2 pseudogenes are annotated in these 1,482 nt (G+C 78.3%); both read right to left on the bottom strand.

Annotation, left to right across the window (positions count from 1 at the left end):
* Positions 1-811, bottom strand: a pseudogene (locus GA0115240_RS32650) (sugar kinase); the annotation flags it as partial.
* A pseudogene (locus GA0115240_RS32655) lies at positions 801-1,449 on the bottom strand (bifunctional 4-hydroxy-2-oxoglutarate aldolase/2-dehydro-3-deoxy-phosphogluconate aldolase). The pseudogenes GA0115240_RS32650 and GA0115240_RS32655, both read right to left, overlap by 11 nt.
* Between the last annotated feature and the right edge of the window lie 33 nt (positions 1,450-1,482).

Consider the following 1,482-nt stretch of genomic DNA (forward strand, 5'->3'; position numbering starts at 1 on the left):
GGCCAGGAAGCCGGCCGCGAACGCGTCGCCGGCCCCGACCGGTTCGACGACCTCGGTCCGCAGGGCCGGCACCGTGCACACGGTCGCGCCGTCGAACGCGGTGGCGGCGCGGGCGCCGTCCTTCACCACGAGCAGCCGCGGGCCGGGCAGCAGGGCCCGCACGTCGGCCGGGCCGGTGATCCGCCCGCCCCACAGCGCCTGGGCCTCGTCCAGCCCGGTGAAGACCAGGTCGGCCCGGTCCGCCAGGTCGCGCAGCACACCGGGGGCGCCGCCCTCGGTCCACAGCGCGGGGCGGTGGTTGACGTCGAAGCTGACCGGATGCGGGCCGTCCAGCGACTCCGCCAGCAGCCGGCGGCAGGAAGGCGACAGGGCGGCGGTGATGCCGGTCAGGTGCAGCAGCCCCGCGTCGCGCACGGCCGGGTCCGCCAGCAGTGCGGGCCCGAGGGCGGCGGCGGCCGAGCCCCGCCGGTAGTAGTGCACCCGGGTCCCCGCCGACCCGCCGGCCCCGGGGTCCTTGACGAGCAGTCCGGTCGGCCGGGACGGATCGGTGCGCACCCCGGCCACGTCCACGCCCCGCGCGGACACCTCGGCCCGCACCCGCTCCCCGAACGGGTCATCGCCCACTGCCGACACCCAGCGGACCGGCACCGCGTGATCGGCGAGGTACATCGCCACATTGGACTCGGCGCCGGCCACCGCGATCCGCAGCTCCGCCGCCGCGGCGAGCGGTCCGACCGGCTCGGGCACGAGCGCCGCCATGGTCTCGCCGATGCAGACGACCGGTCCCCGGCCGAACACGCTCACCGGGGATCCGGCCCGGTGGCGGACTCCGCGACGGCCGCGCGGAAGGCGCGGGCCCGTTTCCGCAGCGCCTCCAGGCTGCCGCCGTCGGCCGCGTCCCCGACCAGCGGCGAACCGACGCCGACGGCGGTGGCCCCCGCGGCCCAGATAGGCGCGGGCCGCAGTGGCGTCCACCCCGCCGACCGGCACGAAGGGCAGGTCGGGAAAGGGGCCGCGCAGGGCCCGCAGATAGCCGGGGCCGCCGGCCTGCGCCGCGGGGAAGATCTTCAGCGCCTCGGCGCCCATCCGCACGGCGGCCAGCACATCGGTCGGCGTCATCACGCCGGCCAGCACCGGCAGCCCCAACGAGCGGGCGGTGGTCACCCCTTCGCCGAGGGCCGGGGTGACCACGAAGTCCGCGCCGGCCGCGGACGCGGCCCGGGCCTGGTCGGCGGTGAGCACGGTGCCGGCCCCGAGCGGCGCGGCCGGCCCCAGCGCGGCGCGGGCCCGGGCTATGACGTCCAGCGCGCCGGCGCCGCTGAGCGACACCTCGACCAGCGCGACGCCCTCCTCGACGAGGGCCAGCACCGAGCGGTAGGCGGCATCGGGGTCGGCGCCGCGGACGATCGCGACGAGCCGGTGGGTGCGCAGCGCGGTCAGCAGATCCATGCGCGGGCTCCGTTTCCTGCACGGCCGCCCGAT

This window comes from Streptomyces sp. DvalAA-14, assembly GCF_900091855.1.
In the GTDB taxonomy this organism is placed as follows: Bacteria; Actinomycetota; Actinomycetes; order Streptomycetales; family Streptomycetaceae; genus Actinacidiphila.